Here is a 19064-nt window from a genome sequence, read left to right on the forward strand (position 1 = left end):
TTACTCGAACCCCCGGCGGCCTTGCAAACCGCCGGTGTGGACGAAGACCAGACGGGTATCCGGGGCAAATCGTCCGGCCTCGACTTGCGTCTTGAGCAACATCAAGGCTTTGCCGGTGTACAACGGCTCCAGTTCGATGGCCGTCGTGGTTTCGATGAACTCGGTGAGTTCGGCATCGACCCGGGCGAACCCGCCACGGCTGCCGTCGAAGAACTCATGACGCGGGCTGGAAAGCCCGGCTTCTCCCACGATGCGCTCGACCTGCCGGGCCACGCCATGGTCCGGAGGCACGGCCAGCACGCCGTAGACCGGGCGCTCGCCCGCTTCGGCCAGCACCAGTCCGGCCAGCGATGTTCCAGTACCGCAAGCCAACCACCAGCCGTGATAATCCGCCCATCCCAGCGCCGCCAATTGTTCACGGACACTGGCCACCCACGTCATGCAGCCTTGCGCCCCAGGCAATCCCGAACCGCCCTCGGGCACCGGATGCAAATGTGGATAGCGAATCTGCCACGGTTCCCAGAAATCCGCTGCGTGCCGCTCTCGGTATCCGCCATAACCCAACCAGTGCAGGTCCATGCCAAACGCTTTCAGGTCGCGCACCGTCGGCGTGTCCTGGGGATGACCGCGCAATAGCCCGGCCGTGGAAAAGCCGAAGCGCCTGCCGGCCGCCGCCAGCGCATGCAAATGGTTGGAATAGGCACCGCCCAGGCTCATGACCCCTTCGGCTCCGGCCTCATGGGCGGTGCGCAGATGAGGGACCAGCTTGAACCACTTGTTGCCGCTGATCAGCGGATCGATCCGGTCCAGGCGCAACACCGCCACTTCGACACCGGCACGGGCGAGCCAGTCCAGGTGAAGGGGTTCGAGTCGGGGTTGGGGATGCCAGTCGAGGGCGGGAAGCAGCATTGCGGCGGGCCGGAGGGGAAGATACCGGCATCTTAACAGCTCGGTGTTGAGAGACTTCAGGATCGGAGTTCACCGTCCCCTGTGGGAGCGAGCTTGCTCGCTCCCACAGGGGATCCGGGTTCTACAGAGCGTGTGAGTTACAACTGCGCCGCCAACCGCGACCCCTGGTTGATCGCCCGCTTGGCATCCAGTTCCGCCGCCACGTCGGCGCCGCCAATGAGGTGGACGGTCTGCCCCGCCGCCTCCAGGCCTTCCTGCAATTCACGCAGCGGATCCTGGCCGGCGCAGATCACGATGTTGTCCACGGCCAGCACTTGCGGCTCGCCGGTTTCGCCGATGCGAATGTGCAGGCCGTCGTCGTCGATCTTCAGGTACTCGACGCTGTTGAGCATCTGCACCTGCTTGTTCTTCAGGCCTGTGCGGTGAATCCAGCCGGTGGTCTTGCCCAGGCCGTCACCGACCTTGGACGCCTTGCGTTGCAGCAGGAACACCTGGCGTGCCGGTGCATGGGGTTCAGCCTTGATCCCGGCCACACCGCCGCGAGCCTCGAGGTGGGTGTCGATGCCCCACTCCCTCCAGAACGCCTCACGGTCCTGGCTGGTGGCGACGCCCTGATGCACCAGGAACTCCGACACGTCGAAGCCAATACCGCCGGCACCGATCACCGCGACGCTACGGCCCACCGGCTTGCGCTCGAGGATCACGTCCAGGTAGCTCAACACCTTGGCATGCTCCACCCCGGGAATCGCCGGCACGCGCGGCGCGATGCCGGTGGCAAGGATGATCTCGTCGTAGCCGCCGGCCACCAATTGCGCCACATCCACCCGGGTATCGAGGCACAGCTCGACATGGCTGGTCTGCAATTTGCGTTTGAAGTAGCGCAAGGTTTCGAAGAACTCCTCCTTGCCTGGCACGCGTTTGGCGACGTTGAACTGCCCGCCAATTTCGCTGGCCGAATCGAACAGCGTCACCTGGTGCCCACGCTCGGCCGCCACCGTGGCCGCGGACAACCCGGCCGGGCCGGCACCGACCACGGCGATTTTCTTCACCTGGGTCACCGGCAGGTAGTTCAGCTCGGTTTCATGGCAAGCCCGTGGGTTGACCAGGCAACTGGTGAGCTTGCCGCCAAAGGTGTGGTCCAGGCACGCCTGGTTGCAGCCGATGCAGGTGTTGATTTCGTCACTGCGACCGGCAGCGGCCTTGTTGACGAACTCCGGATCGGCCAGGAATGGCCGGGCCATGGAGACCATATCGGCATCGCCCTCAGCGAGGATCTGCTCGGCCACTTCCGGGGTGTTGATGCGATTGGTAGTGATCAGCGGGATGCTTACCGAACCACGCAGCTTGGCCGTGACCTTGCTGAACGCCGCCCGTGGAACCTTGGTGGCAATGGTGGGAATCCGCGCTTCGTGCCAACCGATACCGGTGTTGATGATCGTTGCGCCGGCCTGCTCGATGGCCTTGGCCAACTGGACGATTTCGTCCCACGAACTGCCACCTTCCACCAGATCGAGCATCGACAGGCGAAAGATGATGATGAAGTTCGGGCCTACTGCCTCACGCACCCGACGCACGATTTCCACCGGCAGGCGCATGCGGTTTTCATAGCTGCCGCCCCAACGGTCGGTACGGTGGTTGGTGTGGGCCGCCAGGAACTGGTTAATGAAATAACCTTCCGAGCCCATGATCTCGACGCCGTCGTATTCGGCCTTCTGGGCCAGGACCGAACAGGTGACGAAATCGCTGATCTGTTTCTCGATACCCTCCTCGTCCAGCGCCTTGGGCTTGAAGGGGTTGATCGGTGCCTGGATCGCGCTCGGTGCCACCTGCTTGGGGCTGTAGGCGTAGCGCCCGGCATGGAGAATCTGCATGCAGATCTTGCCACCGGCCTCGTGTACGGCCCGGGTCACGATCTGGTGCTTGAGCGCTTCTTCCTCGGTGGTCAGCTTGGCCGCCCCGGAGTACACGCCGCCCTCGTCATTCGGCCCGATCCCACCGGTGACCATCAGGCCCACGCCGCCCCGGGCGCGCTCGGCAAAATACGCCGCCATGCGTTCGAAACCGCCGGGTTTCTCTTCCAGGCCGGTGTGCATCGAGCCCATCAGGGTACGGTTGCGCAACGTGGTGAAACCCAGGTCCAGCGGGGCCAGCAGGTGCGGGTAATGAGAGGCGGTCATCGGTAACTCCACAACGGGCGATCACGGGGAAAAGCGCAAGCTCTGCGGCTTGCGTCTGTCATGACCCACAGCGTAAGAGTCCGGATGCGGGCGCTCAATGACCGTAACTGACAAGTTAATGATCCAAATGTGCAGCGCACCGATCAGCTGCGCGTGACTCTCGCCGGAATGCACCAGTCCTATCAACGCTGGTCCAGGTGCTCAACCCTAAAATAACCTTAATAACACGGTCGCCCTCGCATGCATCCCCAACGAAAAATGCTGCACAACGAGTTGCACGCCCGCCCGTCGCTGTACTTCGACGAGCCGGCCCACGTCTTCCACCTGGCGTTTCTTGGCGACAATGCCCAGTGCAACGCGCTGCTCGAGCGACTGTGCCCGGAAACCGTCGCAGCAGAGGCCGCACAAGGCATCACCCGCCTTGAAGGCCATCCACTCAAGTGGGAGCGCCACGCCGAGTTCTTCACCCTGACCCTGGTCGTTCCCGCCAGCACCAACGAACCGCACTGGACAACGCTGCCCGAATGCCTTGCCCAGGGTATCGAAGGCCATTCCCAGCACCTCATCAATGCCGTTCAGGTGGTGGTGCGCGCCGAAGCCGGTCTCGACCTGCCCAGCTACGGTTTCAAGGACCCCTGCGGTTCTTGCGTGGGCGGTGGCGATGCGGTGGTCTGGAGCGATTTTCGCCTGACCGAGGACGGCACCAACCGCCTGCTGTTCATCAACCGACGGCTCAACGCTTATCGTCAGGGCCGCATGATCCGGCGCCTGCTGGAAATCGAGACCTATCGCATGATGGCGTCCTTGTCGCTCAATACCGCCAAGGCACTGGACCCGCAACTGAACGAATTCGATCGCACCCTGGTGAGCCTGTCCGAACGCAACGCCAATGCCAGCGGCGTGCATGCCAAGGCCCTGCTGGAGGACATCGCCCTGCTGTCTCGCCAGGTTGTCAGCAGCACGGTCAAGAATCGCCACCGTTTCAGCGCCACCCGCGCCTATGCCCAACTGGTGTTCGAGCGCCTGGGGGAGTTGCGTGAAAGTCACCTGGGGGATTGCCAGCGGCTGGGCGTGTTCATCGAACGGCGTTTCAAGCCCACGGTGCGTTATTGCGCAGCCACCGAACAGCGCCTCGAGCAACTGGCCATGAGCGTCGCCAACCTGGGTGACTTGTTGCAAGCACGCGTACAGGTCGAAATGGAGGATCAGAACGCCGAGATCCTGCGCAGCCTCAATGCACGCGCCGATGCACAGATAAAGATCCAGCGCGCGGTGGAAGGCCTGTCGATCATTGCCATCACCTACTACCTGATCAATCTGTTCAAACTGGTCTATAGCGGGCTGCACACCTTGGGCGCAAGCCTATCGGCCCGCGAGGCACTGCTGGGCATGACGCCACCGGTGCTGTTGATCATGCTGCTGATTCTGATCCGCATCAGGAAGGCCAAAAGTCATTAATGCGCCTTGCTCGCGCGGAGGGTGTCCAAGGATTCCATGGACGCCTTGGCGCAGGCCTGGCGCAAGTACAAATCAGCGCCCGCCCTTCGCTAATCCCTTGTTTTACCGTACCCTGCCCCGTAGCTCCTGATGAAAAATCACGAACCTGCACACGGCCGCTGACTGTTCTCCCATGCGCAAATTTCTGTACCTGCTGTTTTCCCTGGCCTTGATTGCCGCCCTGATCACCTACGCCCTGTGGACGACGGATCGTCCGACGGGTCATTACCTGTCGGACCTGCGCATCAGCCTGGCGGTCGATCAGGGCACACCCGCCGACCGCGGTAACCTGCTGGGCATCCAACCCGAACTGTTCCCCACCGACTACCAGAGCCCCGAGCGCCTGCATCGCAAACTGGCAGCCTATCTGCAGACGGCTCGCGACCAGGGCTTTCTCAATGCCAAGACCGTGGTGGTCCTGCCCGAGCACATCGGCACCTGGTTGATGGTCGGCGGCGAAAAAGACGAGTTGTACCAGGCCACCAGCCTGAAGGAAGCCATGAACTGGCTGGCGATCAGTAATCCGCTGGCGTTTATCCAGGCATTGATCAGCGCTCAAGGCGATAGCCGACTGGACGATGCCCACCTGCGCATGAAAGCCGAGCGCATGGCCCATGACTATCAAGCGCTGTTCGGTGGGCTGGCCAAGGAGTTCGGTATCACCCTGGTGGCCGGCTCCATCGTGCTTCCCGAGCCCAGTGTCAGTGACGGTGAACTGAAGATCGGTCGCGGTGCGCTGTACAACAGCAGCCTGGTGTTCGGCAGCGATGGCCGGCCGATCGGCCAGCCACAACGCCAACGACATCCGGTGTTTGAACAGCGCGACGTGCTTGGGGCCGACCGCCCGACCGCTGTCCAAGTCATCGACACCCCCGCCGGGCGCCTGGGCGTGCTGATCGGCAGCGACAGTTGGTACCCGCTCCACTACCGGCAACTCAACGACCAGGGCGCGCAACTGATTGCGGTGCCCGCCTTCATCCTCGGTCGCGACACATGGGACAAACCCTGGAGCGGTTATAAAGGCCTGTCCACGCCGAGCGAGGTGAGCCTCAAGCCAGGTGAAGTGAGCGAGGGCCAAGCCTGGCATCGCCTGACACTGACCGGCCAATTGCCCATCAGCCAGGCCCAGGGCGGCGTCAGCGTGTTCCTGCGGGGCCAGTTCTGGGACAACGGCAGCGCCGGCCAGAGTTTCATCAGCCACAACGGCCAACACTTCCCCGATGGCAACGCCCGCGGCGCCCGCCTGCTGAACCTGTGGTTGTGAACATGAAACCGCAGCCGATGCGCCTGGGCGACCTGTCTGTGGGCTTTGTCCATAGCTTGGCTGACGCCGTCGCCAGCCATGGGCAAGACCCTCAACCTCTGCTTGAACAGTACGGTCTCGATGCCGCGCGCCTGGCCGAGCCCGGGGCACGATTGTCGATCCCGCGCTACATGCGTCTGGGCCACGCCGCGATTCAACAAACTCAGGACCCAGCCTTGGGCCTGCGCATGGGCCAACTCGGCCGCTTGAGCCAGGCCGGGCTGGCGGGCGTTACCGCGGCCCAGGCGCCCACCGTGCGCGAGGCCGCCCGCTGCATGATCCGCTTCGAGCCGCTGTACGGCTCCAACTATCGCGGCCAATCGAGTTTCCATGAAGATGCCCGAGGCGCTTGGCTACGGTTCTATTCCATCAGCCCGTATAACGCCTTCAACCGCTTTGTCGTGGACTCGATCATTGCCGGCTGGCTTGCGCAACTGTCCAGCGTCAGCGGCATCGCGCTGCGGCCAGAACGCATCGAAATCGAATTCGAGGAGCCGGCATACGTGGAGGCCTACCGCACGCTCGGTGACTGCCCGATCCAATTTGGCGCCGAACAGAATCAACTGCGACTGGGCCTGGACAGCCTCGCCCAGCGCAACCCACAGCATTGCCCCAGCACCTGGCACCATCTGCTTCAGTTGTGTGAACGGGAACTGGAACAACTGACCCGCACCCGCAGCCTGCGCGAGCGCATCATCCAACTGCTGGGACCGTTGCTCAACGGCGGCCGGGAACCCGACCTGGAAGAAGTGGCGGCTCGCCTGAAGCTGCCAACCTGGACCCTGCGTCGCAAGCTGGCCGAGGAAGGCACGCAGTTTCGCGCCATCCTCAACGACACCCGCCGCGACCTGGCCATGACCTACATACGCGATACCGAACTGGCGTTTGGCGAAATCGCTTATCTATTGGGATTCGCCTCAGCCGAGGCATTTCAACGAGCCTTCAAGCGCTGGAACAACCAGACACCCGGAGAGTTTCGTCGTAGTCACCGAGGGGTTTGAGCTTCAAGAACCTGGCTAGGTGCTTACCATTTGTAGCTTGTCGCGATCCTTACAACTCCGTCGCATCTTCGGCGGGTTCCAACGGGTCCAGTTCATACGCCTGGTATTCCAGCAGCTCTTCCTGATAATCATCCATTACGTGTCCTTCCCCTGTCATTGAAACCGATGCCTTATGGCGCTGGCATCAGCATAAAGCTGCTTTATGAATAAAACATGAAGCAAAGGCTTCATGAATTAAACGTAGCACAGGGTCGGGAAATTACTGTGTAAAGAGTGACAGGGCGTTACTCCCTGCCACTGAACCTCAGGATGACGGAAGCGGCTGGATCGGCTCGGTCGGTGCCGGTAACGAGCTGGACGGTGGTGGCGGTGGTGTAACGGTTTGCGTCGTCGGCGCAGACTCGAACGACTCGGGCGCAATCGACTCGGGTGCAATCGGCGCTGGCTCGCTCGGCGGTGCGACGGGCTCCGAGACCGTGGGAGTGGTTTCGACGGGGGCCGGCGCGGCCTCTTCCACCGGGGTGGCTGGCGCCGGGGCAATCGGCTCCGGCTCCGGCGCAGGCGCTGGAGCAGGCATCAGGGCAGCCGGTTCGACCTTGGTTTCCGGAATGCCCAGTTCAGTTTTCGGTTTCTCGGCGTTATCAGCCGCTTTCTTCGCCTCGGGAGGCAGGAACAGCTCCACCAGGGCAAAGAAGCGCTCATAGAACTTGGACGCCGACACGGTTTCGCTGGCGACCTTGACCATCGAATCATCCGAGGAGCCGATCGGCATCGATACCGAACCCAACACGCCCACGCCCAGGCTGGCGGAGTTGTTGATCTTCTTGAGGGCATAACGGTCCTGCAAGGCGTTGGCGAACATCGTCGCACGGTGGCCAGTACCGCCGTCTTCGGCACAGACCAGGTTGAAGCTGATTTCCATGTGGGTGTCGCCGGTCTGCTGGAAGCTCTTGTGACCGCTGACCAGCTTCGGATCGCTGCTGGTGATGATGTAGCCCTGGCTGAGCAACGCCCGACGCCCGGCCTCGCAGGTCGCCGCGTCGTTCACTGGATAAGTGCGCGAGAACGTGCCGGAGTCGTCGAAATTCTCGTGCTCGTAAATGGCTGCTTTCTTCGACGAGCAACCGGCTGCGGCGGCCAGCAACAGTGCAAGCCCGACGGTGCGCATGGGAAATGATTTGAACATTGAACATCCTGAGAAAAACGGTCCGGGGCGTATTGTGCAACAGAACGCGACTCGGCAGCGTGGCTAATCTTGTTTCAAGGGGGTTACAAGTTTACTGGGGGTTGTTTGCAGGAAAAAGACGCCAACCGGATAGATCGACGAACACCCGCTTTCCAGGCAACAAGCAGATACAAAAATCTGACGGTTCGGGCTAATGCTGTTCACTTCAGCGGTCAATGAAGTTTTTTATTCCGTTTCCAGAGACGTGGTTTATTTGGACATACACCCAAAATCCAAAACCCAAGCCAAAAAAAACGGCGCTTCCCATTTCTGGAGAAGCGCCGTTTTCTCTAAAGCGAACAGCATTACAATCAGGCTTGACCAAACCTCAAGCAATTAGAAACGCTTGATATCCGCCTGGCTCTCCAACTGCTTGCGATACGCCGCAAAGTCCTGCTGACCAACACGGGACGCGAGGTAGCGGCGATATTCCGCCTTCTCTTCGTCAGTCGGTGCCGCTGCTTCGTTCACGCCATTCAAACGCACGACCATCAGGCTGCCATCAGGCAAGGTCACACTGGTGAACGTCGGCTTGTCCTTGGACTCAGGCTTAGGCATGCGGAACAGTGCTTGCAGCACCGCCGGGTCGATGCCTTCCTGGTTGCGGGTGGCCGCCTCGATGGCTTTCCAGCCTTGGCCGTCAACCGGTTTATCCAGTGCCGTCTTGCCGTCGCGCAGGCTGGTGATCAGCTCGTCGGCGCGGGTCTTGGCCGCTGCGCTGGCATGTTCCTTGGTCAATTGAGCACGAATCGGCCCTGCCACGCTTTCCAGCGGCAGTTGCTCAGGCTTGCGGTGCTCCTTGGCACGCAGCACTACGACGGTTTCCGGGTCCAGTTCGATGGCGGTGCTGTTGGCACCTTCATCCAGCACTTCCGGGCTGAACGCCGCAGTGACCACGGCGCGATTGGCCGCAATCCCTTCACCGCCTTCACGACCGAACGGGGCCGATGTATGAATGGTCAGCTTCAGGTCCTGGGCCGGCTGCGCCAGGTCGGACGCTTCGAACGAGGCATCTTCCAGTTGCTTGGTCGCCTCCACGAAACGCTGCTCCACCTGCTGAGTCTTCAGCTCGCGGGTCAGTTTGTCCTTGAGGCTGGCGAAGGTCGGCACTTCAGGCGCTTCGATCCCCAGCAGCTTGATCAGGTGCAAACCGAAATCGGTACGGACCGGTGCCGAGACCTGGTCCTTGTTCAAGGCGTACAAGGCCTTTTCGAACTCCGGATCGTAGACACCTGGGCCGGCATAGCCGAGATCGCCGCCGTTGTTCGCCGAACCCGGGTCCTGGGAAAACTCCTTCGCCAACGCTTCAAACGACTCACCTTTGGCCAAGCGAGCCTGGATCTCTTCGATCTTCGCCTTGGCCTGGGCTTCGGTCACCTTGTCGTTCACTTCGATCAGGATGTGCGCAGCGCGACGCTGTTCGGACAGGTTGGCGATTTCTTTCTGATAGGCCGCTTGCAGGTCTTCGTCCTTGACGTTGACCTGATCGAAGAAAGAGGCTTTCTTCAGCTCGAGATAATCGATGACCACCTGGTCAGGCGTCATGAATTCCTTGGCGTGTTGGTCGTAGTAAGCCTTGACCTCATCGTCGGTCAGCTTTACCGACGCAGGATCGGCCTTGATGTTCAAGGTGGCGAAATCACGCGTCTGTTTTTCCAGGCGTGCAAATGCCAGCACTTGGGCATCTGTGACGAAACCGCTGCCCGCCAGGCCGGCGCGCAACTGACCGATCAGCATTTCCTGAGCCAGCATCTGGCGGAACTGCATACGGCTATAACCCAGCTGGCGGATCACCTGATCGAAACGCTCGGCGCTGAATTTACCATCCACCTGGAACTCAGGCGTCTGCAGGATGACTTGATCAAGCGCAGCTTCCGAGAAAGCGAATTTCGCATCGTGTGCACCTTGCAGCAGCAACTTGCGGTCGATCAGGCCCTTGAGCGCCGAATCGCGCAGCATTTTTTCGTCCAGCAGGGAGGCGTCGAAATCCTTGCCCAGCTGTTGCATGAGCTGACGGCGTTGCATGTCGACCGCCTGGCTCAGCTCGTTCTGGCTGATTTTTTCGCCGTTGACCTTGGCCGCGTCATTGCTGTTGGTGGTGGCTTGAAAAATGGCATCGAAACCGGTCAACGCCATCAATGCGACGATGACCCCGATGATGGTCTTGGCAATCCAGCCTTGTGAATTGTCCCTGATATTCTGCAGCATGCGTCCCCCAGAAACGGTTGAACTTCAAATTTAGGCAACCGTGGAGCGTGGGTAGAATCCGGATAGAAGAAAGGCGCATCCGAGGATGCGCCTTCTCGTAACTGGCGGAGCGGACCGGGCTCTAACCTGCAAGCCCTGGTGTGCCAGACCGGTTGCAACCGGCCGTATTACCGCTCCGCTGCCAAGCCAGGCATGACCCCGACCCGGATAAACTCAACGAAACCTTAGTTAACGGCTTCTTTCAGTGCTTTACCAGCTTTGAAGCCTGGCTTTTTGGCAGCAGCGATTTCCAGCGTCTTACCGGTCTGCGGGTTGCGACCGATACGAGCAGGACGATCGGTCACGGAGAAGGTACCGAAACCAACCAGAACAACGGAGTCGCCAGCCTTCAGAGCGCCAGTGACGGATTCGATTACAGCGTCCAGCGCACGGCCAGCAGCAGCTTTCGGGATATCAGCGGATGCAGCGATAGCATCAATCAGTTCCGACTTGTTCACTCTAAGTCCCCTTATATCTATTTGAGATGATTCTAAGTTTTTTTGGTGAAAGCAAAAACGAGTGCTGAATGGCCTGCAGACACTTAAGAGCCGCTTTATAACAAGGGCTCTAAAAAACTGTCAAGGAAGCCCCCCAGGCAAATGCGTATTAATGCGTGCTAATTCTTTCCTTAGAGTCAGACTCTCGCTTTTCTTCCTTCGCGACAATCTCCGGAGCCACATCCGGCAAGGGCTCCGGCGCGTATTGCAGCGCAATTTGCAGGACCTCGTCAATCCATTTAACGGGTTTGATCTGAAGATCTTGCTTGATGTTGTCAGGAATTTCCTTCAGGTCGCGGACATTCTCTTCGGGAATGATCACGATCTTGATCCCGCCACGGTGTGCCGCCAGCAGTTTTTCCTTCAGGCCGCCAATCGCCAGGACCTGGCCACGCAACGTGATTTCACCCGTCATGGCGACGTCGGCGCGCACCGGAATACCGGTCAATGCCGAAACCAGGGCCGTGCACATGCCTACACCAGCGCTTGGGCCGTCCTTGGGCGTAGCCCCTTCAGGCATGTGGATATGCGTATCGCGCTTCTCATGGAAGTCCAGGGGAATACCCAGGCTCCGGGCGCGACTGCGAACCACCGTCAGCGCAGCGGTGATCGATTCGACCATCACGTCGCCCAGGGAACCGGTCTTGATCAGTTGCCCCTTGCCCGGCACCACGGCGGCTTCGATGGTCAGCAACTCACCACCGACCTGGGTCCAGGCCAAGCCAGTCACCTGGCCGATCTGGTCCTGTTGCTCGGCAAGGCCATAGCGGAACTTGCGTACGCCCAGGAAGTGCTCCAGCAGGTCCGCAGTGACCTTGACCGCGAAGCGTTTTTCCAGCGCATGTTCCTTGACCGCCTTGCGGCAAACCTTGGCAATCTGCCGTTCCAGGCCACGCACACCGGCTTCGCGGGTGTAGTAGCGGATGATGTCGCGAATCGCTTCCTCGTCGAATTCCAGCTCGCCTTTTTTCAGGCCGTTGGCCTGGATCTGCTTGGGCGAAAGGTATTTCACGGCGATGTTGATCTTCTCGTCCTCGGTGTAACCCGGCAGACGAATCACCTCCATCCGGTCCAGCAACGCTGGCGGAATGTTCATGGAGTTGGAGGTGCAAAGGAACATCACGTCCGACAGGTCGTAATCGACCTCCAGGTAGTGATCGTTGAAGTTGTGATTCTGCTCAGGATCGAGGACTTCGAGCAACGCAGAGGCTGGATCGCCGCGCATGTCGCTACCCATCTTGTCGATTTCGTCCAAAAGGAACAGCGGATTGCGCACGCCGACCTTTGTCATCTTTTGAATCAATCTTCCTGGCATCGAACCGATGTAGGTACGGCGATGGCCCCGAATTTCCGCCTCATCGCGCACGCCGCCAAGGGCCATGCGTACAAATTTGCGGTTGGTGGCGTGGGCAATCGACTCCGCAAGGGAGGTTTTACCGACCCCTGGAGGACCAACCAGGCACAGGACCGGGCCACGGATCTTCTTCACGCGCTTCTGCACGGCGAGGTATTCCAGGATGCGTTCCTTGACCTCTTCCAGGCCGTAATGATCGGCGTCGAGGATGTCTTCGGCACGCGCCAGGTCCAGACGCACCTTGCTCTGGGCTTTCCACGGCACCTGGACCAACCAGTCGATGTAGGAGCGCACGACGGTGGCCTCGGCAGACATCGGCGACATTTGCTTGAGCTTGTTCAACTCGGCCTGGGCCTTAGCCAGTGCATCCTTGGGCAAGCCGGCAGCATCGATGCGCTTTTTCAGCTCCTCGATTTCGTTGTGACCTTCATCGCCATCGCCCAGCTCTTTCTGGATGGCCTTCATCTGCTCATTCAGGTAGTACTCGCGCTGGCTGCGCTCCATCTGCTTCTTGACGCGACCGCGAATGCGTTTCTCGACCTGCAACAGATCGATTTCGCCGTCGAGCAGTGCCAGCACGTGTTCGACACGGGCCGACAAATCAATGATTTCGAGAATTTCCTGCTTCTGCTCGATTTTGAGGGCCATGTGGGCCGCCATCGTATCGACCAATCGCCCAGGCTCATCGATGCTGTTAAGCGACGACAGGACCTCTGCAGGCACCTTCTTGCCCAGTTGCACGTATTGTTCGAACTGCGACAGCAGGCTGCGGACAAACACTTCTGACTCACGCTCGGGCGCATCGACCTCTTCGATCAGCGACACCTCGGCCCGGCAATGGCCGTCCACTTCGCTGAAACGCTCGATAGCACCACGCTGCTCGCCTTCGACCAGGACCTTGACGGTGCCGTCGGGCAGCTTGAGCAATTGCAGAACCGTTGCAATCGTACCTACGCGATACAGTGCGTCTTCGCCGGGATCATCGTCGGCAGGATTTCTCTGAGCCAGCAGAAGAATCTGCTTGTCACCCGTCATCGCAGCCTCAAGGGCTTCGATGGACTTCTCGCGCCCCACGAACAGCGGGATAACCATGTGCGGATACACCACGACATCGCGCAATGGCAGGAGAGGCAATTCGATGGTTGTCTTCATGATTTCGCCTCTACGGCGGCCCTCGGGCCGGAAACAGATGGAAGTAAGCTTGAAACCAAGATGGGGGCAGCCTCGAAAAAAAACAAGCGCTAAGACACGTCTAAAACGCGCAAAAAGCAAAGGGGCCCGAAGGCCCCTTCTTTGTTCCGGCAGCGGGACGCTTAAGCGTCCGGTGCGGCCTTGGCAGCCGGCTCATTGTTTTCATAGATATACAATGGCTTGGACTTGCCTTCTATGACGCTTTCATCGATCACGACTTTACTCACCTCTGACTGCGAGGGGATCTCGTACATCGTGTCGAGCAATACGCCTTCGAGGATCGAGCGCAATCCACGCGCACCGGTCTTGCGTTCCAGGGCACGTTTTGCGACCGATTTCAGCGCGTCGGAACGGAACTCCAGGTCTACACCTTCCATTTCGAACAGCTTGGCATACTGCTTGGTCAGGGCGTTTTTCGGCTCGGTCAGGATCTGCATCAACGCAGCTTCATCCAACTCGTCCAGCGTCGCCAGGACCGGCAGACGACCGACGAATTCCGGGATCAGACCGAACTTGACCAAATCGTCAGGCTCGACTTCACGCAGGGACTCACCGACCTTCTTGCCCTCTTCCTTGCTGCGCACTTCGGCGTTGAAACCAATGCCGCCACGGGTGGAACGGTTTTGAATAACCTTTTCCAGGCCGGAGAACGCACCACCGCAGATGAACAGGATGTTACGGGTGTCGACTTGCAGGAATTCCTGCTGCGGATGCTTGCGGCCACCTTGGGGTGGAACGGAAGCGACCGTACCTTCGATCAACTTGAGCAAGGCCTGCTGCACGCCCTCACCGGAAACATCCCGGGTGATGGACGGGTTGTCGGACTTGCGTGAAATCTTGTCGATTTCGTCGATATAGACAATGCCCATCTGGGCCTTTTCCACATCGTAGTCGCACTTCTGCAACAGCTTCTGAATGATGTTCTCGACGTCTTCACCTACATAACCCGCCTCGGTGAGGGTGGTTGCGTCGGCGATGGTGAACGGAACGTTCAGCAAGCGGGCCAGGGTTTCGGCAAGCAGGGTCTTACCCGAGCCTGTCGGGCCGATCAGCAGGATGTTGCTCTTGCCGAGTTCGACCTCGTCATTCTTCTTGTCACGCTGGTTCAGGCGCTTGTAGTGGTTGTACACCGCTACGGCCAGTACTTTTTTCGCACGTTCCTGACCAATCACATACTGATCAAGGATGCCGCTGATTTCTTTAGGCGAAGGCAATTTATGCGCGCTGCTCTCGGCCTGGGCTTCCTGCACCTCCTCGCGGATGATGTCATTGCACAGGTCGACGCACTCGTCGCAAATGAAGACCGAGGGGCCGGCAATCAATTTGCGCACTTCATGCTGGCTTTTGCCACAGAAGGAGCAATAAAGCAGTTTGCCGTTGTCCTCGCCGTTGCGGGTGTCAGTCATTCGATCGATCCAAATCCGATAGGCTTGCAACACAAGATGAAGGCAATTGCGGGCTTTTTCAAGCCCGCAGGCGGCCGGTCATCCCAACCACCTGCATATTGAGCGGCTTAGGCAGGCATTTGACGCTTGTTGATCACGGAGTCGATCAGGCCATATTCGGCCGCACGCTCGGCGCTCATGAAGTTGTCACGCTCGGTGTCACGCTCAATGGTTTCGAGGCTTTGGCCGGTATGATGGGCCAGCAACGAGTTCAGGCGCGAACGAATGTGGAGGATTTCCTTGGCATGGATGTCGATATCCGACGCCTGGCCCTGGAAGCCGCCCAATGGCTGGTGAATCATCATCCGCGAGTTAGGCAGGCAGTGACGCTTGCCCGCTGCGCCGCCGGCGAGCAGGAAAGCACCCATGCTGCAGGCCTGGCCGATGCAGATGGTGGAAACGTCAGGCTTGATGAACTGCATGGTGTCGTAGATCGACATGCCCGCAGTCACCGAACCGCCAGGTGAGTTGATGTACAGATGGATATCCTTGTCCGGGTTTTCCGCTTCAAGGAACAACAGCTGCGCCGCGACCAGGTTGGCCATGTAGTCTTCAACGGGGCCGATCAGGAAGATGACGCGTTCCTTGAGCAGACGCGAGTAGATGTCATAGGCACGTTCGCCGCGGGCGGACTGCTCGATAACCATCGGGACCAGGCCGCCTGCGGCCTGGATGTCAGAGCTCTGCTGATAAAAAGAATTGCGGGACATGTCTCGCAGTCACTCCCAAATAGTTATGTCTTGAATACGCATAAGCCAGCGCGAAGGCTGGCTTATGGGTGTTTATTTCTTACCGCAGAACCATCAATCGGCTTGTGGAGCTTCCACCGGCTTGACCGCTTCTTCGTAAGAGACCGCTTTATCGGTCACGCTAGCTTTCTGCAGAACAGTATCCACAACTTGTTCTTCCAGCACAACCGAACGGACTTCGTTCAGTTGCTGGTCGTTCTTGTAGTACCAGGACACGACTTGCTCAGGCTCTTGATAGGCCGAGGCCATTTCCTGGATCAGCTCGCGAACGCGGGCTTCGTCAGGCTTGAGCTCGAACTGCTTGACCACTTCGGCGACGATCAGGCCCAGTACGACGCGGCGCTTGGCTTGTTCTTCGAACAATTCGGCAGGCAGTTGGTCCGGCTTGATGTTGCCACCGAACTGCTGAACAGCCTGCACACGCAGACGGTTCACTTCGTTATCCAGCAGAGCCTTTGGCACTTCGATCGGGTTGGAGGCCAGCAGACCGTCCATGACCTGGTTCTTGACCTTGGACTTGATGGCCTGGCGCAGCTCACGCTCCATGTTCTTGCGAACTTCGGCGCGGAAACCTTCCAGACCGGTTTCCTTGATGCCGAACTGGGCGAAGAACTCTTCGTTCAGCTCAGGCAGTTTCGGCTCGGAAACAGTGTTGACGGTCACGGTGAACTCGGCGGCTTTGCCAGCCAGGTCCAGGTTCTGGTAGTCCTCAGGGAAGGTCACGTTCAGAACGCGCTCTTCACCGGCCTTGGCGCCAACCAGGCCATCTTCGAAGCCAGGAATCATGCGACCGGAGCCCAGCACCAACTGAGTAGCCTTGGCGGAACCGCCGGCGAACACTTCACCGTCGACCTTGCCGACGAAATCGATGTTCAGTTGATCTTCGTTCTGGGCAGCACGCTCAGTCACTTCGAAACGGGTGTTCTGCTTGCGCAGGATGTCCAGCATCTTGTCCAGGTCGGCATCCGACACGTCAGCGCTCAGGCGCTCGACGGCGATGGATTCGAAACCGGCAACCGTGAACTCAGGGAACACTTCGAACGTGGCGACGAATTCCAGGTCCTTGCCTTTTTCCAACACTTTAGGCTCGACGGACGGAGCGCCGGCCGGGTTCAGCTTCTGCTCGACGACCGCTTCGTAGAACGAAGACTGGATCACGTCGCCCACGGCTTCCTGACGCGCATCAGCTTCGTAACGCTGACGGATCACGCTCATTGGCACTTTGCCTGGGCGGAAACCTGGGATTTTGGCCTTTTGGGCAGTCTGCTGCAGACGCTTGTTGACCTGAGTCTCGATGCGCTCAGCCGGCACGGTGATGCTCATGCGGCGCTCAAGAGCAGAAGTATTTTCAACAGAAACTTGCATGGATATTCCTCGTTGCACAGACGTTGGCCGGGCGTTTCCGACCCCAGAATCAAGGGCATGCATTCTAGTAGGTCAAACTCAAGAAGTCACCCTACTGAAAACGCGCTGGAAACAGGCGCCGGATTTAGGACGGGACAAACGCTCATGCCCCACCCGGATTGCAAATACAGTCGATTCAGCCCAGGGCTCTGCGCCGACGCTTCTATATATAGAAGCAGCTTGCCCGATCGCGCGACGCCCGCCCCCACAAGGGGACCGACGGACATGTCACGCATCATCGCGAAACACATTCGCGAAAACCGATCGCTACGCGCAGCGCCAAAAAACCGTACCGACGCCAAACACAGAACCACTGAAAACAAAAACGGCGCAGCCCCTTTCAGGTACTGCGCCGTTTTCTGCTATTTAAATAGCGACTTGTATGGTGCGGACGGAGAGACTCGAACTCTCACACCTTGCGGCGCTGGAACCTAAATCCAGTGTGTCTACCAATTCCACCACATCCGCGTATCAAGCTTTTAAAGCAAAGGCGCCAGATTGTTAGATCTGGCGCCTTTCTAGAATATGGGGTGGACGATGGGGATCGAACCCACGACAACGGGAGTCACAATCCCGTGCTCTACCAACTGAGCTACGCCCACCATATTGCCTTGTTGCCTTACTTGTGCCAAAGCTGCCTAATTGGCGCACCCGGCAGGACTCGAACCTGCGACCATCCGCTTAGAAGGCGGATGCTCTATCCAGCTGAGCTACGGGCGCCTTTTTAATCTGTATTCTTGGACGATTACAAACTAAGTGCTTTCAGTTTCGCCGAGTTTAAACAACCAACTCCGCTCCACCTTCTTAACCAGTGCTAGGCTGTGCCCGACAAGTGCGACGAATGTTATAGACGGCCTGATAGGTCGTCAACTCTTTTTTAAAAAAAATTCATTTAATTAAAGGGGTTAGGGGAATTTGCAGACCAAGCGCCTTTGCCCTCACGCCCCGGCATGCGAGAATGCGTTCTCTTTTTTTCCCCTCTCGATGGTTAACCACGCGCAATGACTGCACAACTTATCGACGGCAAATCGATCGCCGCCAGCCTGCGCCAGCAGATCGCCCAACGAGTCACCGAGCGCCGCCAGCAAGGCCTGCGCACGCCCGGCCTTGCGGTGATCCTGGTCGGCAGCGATCCTGCCTCTCAGGTTTATGTCTCGCACAAGCGTAAAGACTGTGAAGAGGTCGGCTTCCTTTCCCAGGCCTACGACCTGCCTTCCGAAACCACCCAGCAAGCGTTGGCCGATCTGATCGATCGCTTGAACGATGACCCGAACATCGACGGCGTTCTGCTCCAGCTGCCGCTGCCTGAACACCTCGACGCCTCCAAGCTGTTGGAGCGTATCCGCCCGGACAAAGACGTCGATGGCTTCCATCCTTATAACGTCGGTCGCCTGGCCCAGCGCATCCCGTTGCTTCGTCCCTGCACCCCGAAAGGCATCATGACGTTGCTGGAAAGCACTGGCGTGGACCTGTATGGCCTCGACGCCGTAGTAGTGGGTGCGTCCAACATCGTTGGTCGTCCAATGGCCATGGAGCTGCTGCTGGCCGGCTGCACCGTGACCGTGACCCATCGTTTCACCAAGGATCTGGCTGGCCATGTCGGCCGCGCGGACCTGGTGGTGGTGGCCGCCGGCAAACCCGGCCTGGTCAAAGGCGAGTGGATCAAGGAAGGCGCCATCGTCATCGACGTGGGCATCAATCGCCAGGAAGATGGCAAGCTGGTGGGCGACGTGGTCTACGAGACCGCCCTGCCCCGCGCCGGCTGGATCACGCCGGTACCTGGCGGCGTAGGCCCGATGACCCGCGCCTGCCTGCTGGAAAACACGTTGTACGCGGCTGAAACGCTGCACAGCTGATACGCGTCAACAAAAAACCTGTGGGAGCGAGCTTGCTCGCGATAGCGATGGACCAGCCAACATCCAGTTGACTGACACACCGCTATCGCGAGCAAGCTCGCTCCCGCAGATGTTTCCGGCGACGGACTTTAGCCGCCAAATTACACATTTTTCAGATTCGTTTCGCCAAAATCCCCCGCCATGAAACTTTATTTATTCATAAGCCTTGG

The 19064-nt window shown here is 59.2% G+C and carries 13 protein-coding genes and 3 tRNA genes; 4 read left to right on the forward strand and 12 right to left on the reverse strand.

Annotation, left to right across the window (positions count from 1 at the left end):
* Positions 1–909 carry a 1-aminocyclopropane-1-carboxylate deaminase/D-cysteine desulfhydrase gene (locus BM300_RS03320; RefSeq protein WP_092145425.1) on the reverse strand — a complete coding sequence of 303 codons (909 nt, stop codon included), beginning with the start codon at positions 907–909 and terminating at the stop codon, positions 1–3.
* Between the two features lie 137 nt (positions 910–1046).
* Positions 1047–3086 (reverse strand): oxidoreductase, encoded by a 2040-nt coding sequence (locus tag BM300_RS03325; RefSeq protein WP_092462005.1) that lies wholly within the window; start codon positions 3084–3086, stop codon positions 1047–1049.
* A 240-nt stretch (positions 3087–3326) separates the two neighbouring features.
* Here BM300_RS03325 and BM300_RS03330 point away from each other — a divergent pair, with 240 nt between their 5' ends.
* From BM300_RS03330 to BM300_RS03340, 3 genes are all read left to right on the forward strand, one after another.
* The gene (locus BM300_RS03330; RefSeq protein WP_092223875.1) at positions 3327–4544 is read left to right on the forward strand and encodes a DUF3422 domain-containing protein; all 1218 of its coding nucleotides are present in this window, start codon (positions 3327–3329) and stop codon (positions 4542–4544) included.
* Positions 4545–4716: 172 nt separating this feature from the next.
* Complete coding sequence (locus BM300_RS03335; protein ID WP_063322125.1) at positions 4717–5847, forward strand: carbon-nitrogen hydrolase family protein; 1131 nt, start codon at positions 4717–4719, stop codon at positions 5845–5847.
* A 2-nt stretch (positions 5848–5849) separates the two neighbouring features.
* Positions 5850–6887 (forward strand): AraC family transcriptional regulator, encoded by a 1038-nt coding sequence (locus BM300_RS03340; RefSeq protein ID WP_092462007.1) that lies wholly within the window; start codon positions 5850–5852, stop codon positions 6885–6887.
* Between the two features lie 304 nt (positions 6888–7191).
* Here the strand turns inward: BM300_RS03340 and BM300_RS03345 are convergent, their stop codons facing one another.
* The 10 genes from BM300_RS03345 to BM300_RS03395 form a co-directional block, all read right to left on the reverse strand.
* On the reverse strand, positions 7192–8073 hold the full coding sequence (locus tag BM300_RS03345; RefSeq protein WP_092462009.1) for a DUF2242 domain-containing protein: 882 nt from the start codon (positions 8071–8073) through the stop codon (positions 7192–7194).
* A gap of 375 nt (positions 8074–8448) precedes the next feature.
* Entirely contained in the window at positions 8449–10320 is a 1872-nt protein-coding gene (locus BM300_RS03350) for a SurA N-terminal domain-containing protein (protein ID WP_092462011.1), read from the reverse strand.
* A gap of 224 nt (positions 10321–10544) precedes the next feature.
* The gene (locus BM300_RS03360; protein WP_002552737.1) at positions 10545–10817 is read right to left on the reverse strand and encodes an HU family DNA-binding protein; all 273 of its coding nucleotides are present in this window, start codon (positions 10815–10817) and stop codon (positions 10545–10547) included.
* Between the two features lie 148 nt (positions 10818–10965).
* Complete coding sequence (gene lon, locus BM300_RS03365; RefSeq protein WP_057448844.1) at positions 10966–13362, reverse strand: endopeptidase La; 2397 nt, start codon at positions 13360–13362, stop codon at positions 10966–10968.
* A gap of 161 nt (positions 13363–13523) precedes the next feature.
* The gene (gene clpX / locus BM300_RS03370) at positions 13524–14807 is read right to left on the reverse strand and encodes an ATP-dependent Clp protease ATP-binding subunit ClpX (protein ID WP_063322129.1); all 1284 of its coding nucleotides are present in this window, start codon (positions 14805–14807) and stop codon (positions 13524–13526) included.
* A gap of 107 nt (positions 14808–14914) precedes the next feature.
* On the reverse strand, positions 14915–15556 hold the full coding sequence (gene clpP, locus BM300_RS03375) for an ATP-dependent Clp endopeptidase proteolytic subunit ClpP (RefSeq protein WP_003183177.1): 642 nt from the start codon (positions 15554–15556) through the stop codon (positions 14915–14917).
* 93 nt (positions 15557–15649) lie between these two features.
* On the reverse strand, positions 15650–16960 hold the full coding sequence (gene tig, locus BM300_RS03380; protein WP_063322130.1) for a trigger factor: 1311 nt from the start codon (positions 16958–16960) through the stop codon (positions 15650–15652).
* A 422-nt stretch (positions 16961–17382) separates the two neighbouring features.
* Positions 17383–17467 (reverse strand) — tRNA-Leu (locus BM300_RS03385).
* A 58-nt stretch (positions 17468–17525) separates the two neighbouring features.
* A tRNA-His gene (locus BM300_RS03390) sits at positions 17526–17601 on the reverse strand.
* A gap of 41 nt (positions 17602–17642) precedes the next feature.
* A tRNA-Arg gene (locus BM300_RS03395) sits at positions 17643–17719 on the reverse strand.
* Between the two features lie 281 nt (positions 17720–18000).
* Here BM300_RS03395 and folD point away from each other — a divergent pair.
* On the forward strand, positions 18001–18855 hold the full coding sequence (folD, locus tag BM300_RS03400) for a bifunctional methylenetetrahydrofolate dehydrogenase/methenyltetrahydrofolate cyclohydrolase FolD (protein WP_003199858.1): 855 nt from the start codon (positions 18001–18003) through the stop codon (positions 18853–18855).
* The last annotated feature ends 209 nt before the right edge of the window (positions 18856–19064 follow it).

The sequence above is a fragment of the Pseudomonas sp. NFACC46-3 genome (genome assembly GCF_900114515.1).
In the GTDB taxonomy this organism is placed as follows: domain Bacteria; phylum Pseudomonadota; class Gammaproteobacteria; order Pseudomonadales; family Pseudomonadaceae; genus Aquipseudomonas; species Aquipseudomonas fluorescens_Q.